Annotated in this window: 3 protein-coding genes and 1 riboswitch; of the genes, 1 reads left to right on the top strand and 2 read right to left on the bottom strand. The window is 73.7% G+C overall.

Translation table 11 applies throughout. The features are described 5' to 3' along the window. Together ACFTZL_RS41100 and cobG are read right to left on the bottom strand one after the other, a co-directional pair. The coding region (locus ACFTZL_RS41100; protein ID WP_382594554.1) for a precorrin-8X methylmutase at positions 1-439 on the bottom strand (439 nt) is incomplete at its 3' end. Continuing rightward, positions 436-1,722 (bottom strand): precorrin-3B synthase, encoded by a 1,287-nt coding sequence (gene cobG / locus ACFTZL_RS41105; RefSeq protein WP_382594560.1) that lies wholly within the window; start codon positions 1,720-1,722, stop codon positions 436-438. The genes ACFTZL_RS41100 and cobG, both read right to left, overlap by 4 nt. A gap of 100 nt (positions 1,723-1,822) precedes the next feature. Next, a riboswitch (cobalamin riboswitch) is annotated at positions 1,823-1,897 on the top strand. Between the two features lie 90 nt (positions 1,898-1,987). Between cobG and ACFTZL_RS41110 the strand changes: the two genes are divergently transcribed. Then, the coding region (locus ACFTZL_RS41110) for a cobaltochelatase subunit CobN (RefSeq protein ID WP_382594557.1) at positions 1,988-4,786 on the top strand (2,799 nt) is incomplete at its 3' end.

Below are 4,786 nucleotides of genomic sequence, written 5' to 3' on the forward strand. Positions count from 1 at the left end.
CAGCCACCGAGCCCTCCAGCCGGTCCCGCCACAGCTCCATCGCGGCGGCGCTGCGCGTGGTGCCCAGCTTCGCCGCGAGCTCCGGCACGGACGGGTCGGAGAGCGTGCACAGCACGTCGTTGTCGGCGGGGAGCCGCTTGCGCGTCACGCCGCTGGCCACCATCTGCACGTCGGTGAAGATGGGCGCGCCCGAGCGCAGGGCCTCACGGGCGCGGGCCACGACGGCCGGGGTGTAGGCCAGGTCCCGTACGAGGTCGACCATCCCGCAGGCGTGGATCATCCGGACCGTGACCTGGCTGACGTCGGCGGGCAGGGCCGTGAGGTCCGCCTCCGCGCGGATGGTGGCGAAGGACTGGCGGTAGATGGCCGGGCCGTCCTTCTCGTAGTCGTACGTGGTCACGGTGTTCTTCTCGCTGCCTTCGGTCGTCGTAGGGGTCATGAGGTGATCGCCGCCAGGGCGGTGGCGAGTCGGGCGGGGTCGTCCATCGGGGTGGTCCGGGGTTTCCGGCCGCTCACGGCGGTGGAGAGCCGGTAGCCGCCTCCCGGAGCGGCGACCGCGTCGACGTGGTCGCCCCGGGGGTGTCCGCAGCGGCGTTCGCACCCGGACCAGTACAACGGGAGGCCGTTCGGCTCGATCGCGTCGAGGGCCTCGGCCGCGTCGGTCCGTACGTCCGCCCGCGACTTGGCGCATCCGGGCCTGCCGATGCAGGCGCCGACACGGAGCCAGGGGGAACCGGGGTCGGTGACGAGGCCGGTGGCGGCGAGGCGGGTGAGGGATTCGTCCGGGTCCGTTCCGTGTGTGGGAAGAACCACACCGCGCCACGGGGTGAGACGCAGCTCACCGGCGGCGACGCGCGTCAGTTCCCGCCACTGGTGCGCCGAGAGCCGCCCCAGAGGCACGTGCACGGACAGGCCGGCATCGAGGGCTCCCGGGGGCGGGCCTGCCGTGCGGCCGGTCTCCCGGTTCCGCCGCTCGTGACGGACACCCTCGGCCCGCAGCCGCAAGCCGACCGCATCGAGCAACTCGTCGCCGGAAACGGACAGTTCATCCACCCGCCAGACGCGGTCCCCGCTCGTCCGCGCGGCCTCCAGGAAGGCCTCCGCGGCCACCAGCGCGGCCCGGGCCGCTTCCTCGACACCGACGTACAGCGCTTCCCCGGCCGCTCCGAGCGCGAGTTCCGCGCCGCCGTCCGCCGTCGCCCGTACCGTCACATCGGCATCGAGTCCGGCCACGTCGCCGCGTCCGTCGTCGAGCGCGAACAGGAAACGCCCCGACAGGGCCCGCGCCGCCTCGCTCGCGCACAACGCCGCGTCGAGGGCCGTCAGCCAGGGGCGTACGTCCAGCACGCCCCGCCCGTCGAGACCGGACAGCGGCGAGGCCACGATGTTGCGCACCCGCTCGTGCCCGCGCGAGGGCAGCAGCCCGGCCGCGTCCAGCAACTCGGCCAGCTCCCCGGCGCATCCGTCGGGCAGACCCCGCACCTGCGCGTTGCCGCGCGAGGTCAGATGCAGCTCTCCGTCGCCCAGCCGCTCCGCGACGTCCACGAGCGTCTCCGCCTGCGGCACGGTCAGCACACCACCGGGAATCCGGACGCGAGCGAGCGCTCCGTCGTCCGCCGCGTGCAGCCGCAGCGTCCCCGGACAGGCGTCACCGCGGTCTCGTGGGACCGCTGTGGCCTGGGTCGATGAGCGGTGGGCAGCCGTGGACATGGCGGCGAGCATACCTACCGGCACACCTGGTGTATGCCGTGCCCTCTTCCCCTGGCACTTACTATGATCGCGGCGGATCATCCGGTCCGCCATCGCCACGACGGCGACAGGGGAGGAAGCCGGTGCGAGTCCGGCGCGGTCCCGCCACTGTGAGTTCGGCCCATGCGGCCGGGCGAGTCAGGAACTCCCTTCCCCGCGCGCTCGGCTTCGCCCGAGCAGGGGAGACCCCATTTCGAACCACCCGGGGCGCGGACACCCCGAGGAAGGCCGACGCCGCATGATCCTTCTCCTGTCGACGTCCGACACCGATCTGCTGAGCGCCCGCGCGGCCGCGGGTCCGGTGTCCTACCGCTTCGCCAACCCCTCCCGTCTCGCCCTCGACGACCTCCCCGGCCTTCTCGACGGGGTCGACCTGGTCGTCGTACGCCTCCTCGGCGGCATCCGGGCCTGGCAGGACGGCCTCGACCTGCTCCTGGCCGACGGCCGCCCGGTGGTCGTCCTCACCGGCGAACAGGCCCCGGACGCCCAGCTCATGGAAGCCTCCACCGTCCCCGTCGGCATCGCCGCCGAGGCGCACGCCTATCTCGCGCACGGCGGCCCGGCCAACCTGGAGCAGCTCGCCCGCTTCCTCTCCGACACGGTCCTGCTGACCGGCCACGGCTTCGAGGCACCGGCGGCGGCGCCCACCTGGGGCCCGCTGGAGCGCACGCCGCGCGACGGCGCCGACGGTCCGACCGTCGCCGTGCTCTACTACCGGGCCCACCACATGAGCGGCAACACCGCGTTCATCGGCGCCCTGTGCGACGCGATCGAGGACGGGGGCGGCCGGGCCCTGCCCCTGTACGTCGCCTCCCTGCGCGCCCCCGAGCCCGAGCTGATCGAGGAGCTCCGCTCCGTCGACGTGATCATCACCACGGTCCTCGCCGCGGGCGGCACCAAGCCCGCCGCGGCATCGGCCGGCGGCGACGACGAGTCCTGGGACGCCGGTGCGCTCACCGAGCTGGACGTCCCGATCCTCCAGGCCCTGTGCCTCACGGGTTCGCGTGCCGCCTGGGAGGAGAACGACGAGGGCGTCTCCCCGCTCGACGCGGCCAGCCAGATCGCCGTCCCCGAGTTCGACGGCCGCCTCATCACCGTCCCGTTCTCCTTCAAGGAGATCGACGAGGACGGCCTCCCGGCCTACATCGCCGACCCCGAGCGCGCGGCCCGCGTCGCCGGAATCGCCGTACGCCACGCCCGGCTCCGCCACATCCGGCCCGCCGACAAGCGCCTCGCGCTGGTCCTCTCCGCCTACCCGACCAAGCACTCCCGCATCGGCAACGCGGTCGGCCTCGACACCCCCGCCAGCGCGGTGGCCCTGCTGCGGCGCCTGCGCGAGGAGGGCTACGACTTCGGCACGGACGCCGAGGTGCCGGGCCTGGCCTCCGGCGACGGCGACGAGCTGATCCGCGCGCTGATCGAGGCGGGCGGCCACGACCAGGACTGGCTCACCGAGGAGCAGCTCGCCCGCAACCCGGTGCGTATCCCGGCGGCCGACTACCGCCGCTGGTATGCCACGCTCCCCGAGGAACTGCGCACGGCGGTGGAGGAGCACTGGGGTCCGGCGCCGGGCGAGATGTTCGTCGACCGCAGCCGCAACCCGGAGGGCGACATCGTCCTCGCGGCCCTTCGCTTCGGCAACCTGCTGATCATCATCCAGCCCCCGCGCGGCTTCGGCGAGAACCCCATCGCCATCTACCACGACCCGGACCTCCCGCCGTCCCACCACTACCTGGCCGCCTACCGCTGGATCGCCGCCCGTGCCGAGGACGGCGGCTTCGGTGCCGACGCGATGATCCACCTCGGCAAGCACGGCAACCTGGAGTGGCTGCCCGGCAAGAACGCCGGCCTGTCCGCCGCCTGCGGCCCCGACGCCGCCCTCGGCGACCTTCCCCTGATCTACCCGTTCCTGGTCAACGACCCGGGCGAGGGCACCCAGGCCAAGCGCCGCGTCCACGCCACCCTCGTCGACCACCTCGTCCCGCCCATGGCCCGCGCCGACTCCTACGGCGACATCGCGCGCCTGGAGCAACTCCTCGACGAGTACGCCCAGATCTCCTCCATGGACCCCGCCAAGCTCCCGGCGATCCGCGCCCAGATCTGGACCCTCATCCAGGCCGCGAAGCTCGACCACGACCTCGGCATGGACGACCGCCCCGACGACGACGGCTTCGACGACTTCCTGCTCCACGTCGACGGCTGGCTCTGCGAGGTCAAGGACGCCCAGATCCGCGACGGTCTGCACGTCCTCGGCAACCCGCCCACCGGTGGCGACCACGTCAACCTGGTCCTCGCCGTCCTCCGCGCCCGCCAGATCTGGGGCGGTACCACGGCCCTGCCCGGCCTGCGCGAGGCCCTCGGCCTCGACGAGTCCGCCGCCACCCGCACGACCGCCGACGCGGCCGAGGAGAAGGCCCGCGCCCTGGTCCAGGCGATGGAGGACGCCGGCTGGGACCCGGCCGCCGTCCCCACCGAGCACGGCGAACAGGTCGCCGCCATCCTGGAGTTCGCGGCCCGCGAGGTCGTGCCCCGCCTCGCCGCGACCACCGCCGAGATCGACCACATGGTCCACGCGCTGGGCGGCGGCTTCGTGCCGGCGGGCCCCTCGGGCTCACCGCTGCGCGGACTGGTCAACGTCCTGCCGACCGGCCGCAACTTCTACTCCGTCGACCCCAAGGCCGTCCCCTCCCGTCTCGCCTGGGAGACCGGCCAGGCCCTCGCGGAATCCCTGCTGGAGCGCTACCGCACCGACAACGGCGAATGGCCCACCTCCGTCGGGCTGTCGTTGTGGGGCACCAGCGCCATGCGCACGGCCGGCGACGACGTGGCCGAGGCCCTCGCCCTGCTCGGCATCCGCCCCGTCTGGGACGACGCCTCCCGCCGCGTGACCGGGCTGGAGCCCGTCCCCGCCGAGGAGCTGGGCCGCCCCCGCATCGACGTCACCCTGCGGATCTCGGGCTTCTTCCGGGACGCCTTCCCGCACACGATCGGACTGCTGGACGACGCCGTACGCCTGGCGGCGTCGCTGGACGAGCCG

The sequence above is a fragment of the Streptomyces sp. NPDC056948 genome, from assembly GCF_042674225.1.
Lineage (GTDB): Bacteria > Actinomycetota > Actinomycetes > Streptomycetales > Streptomycetaceae > Streptomyces > Streptomyces purpurascens.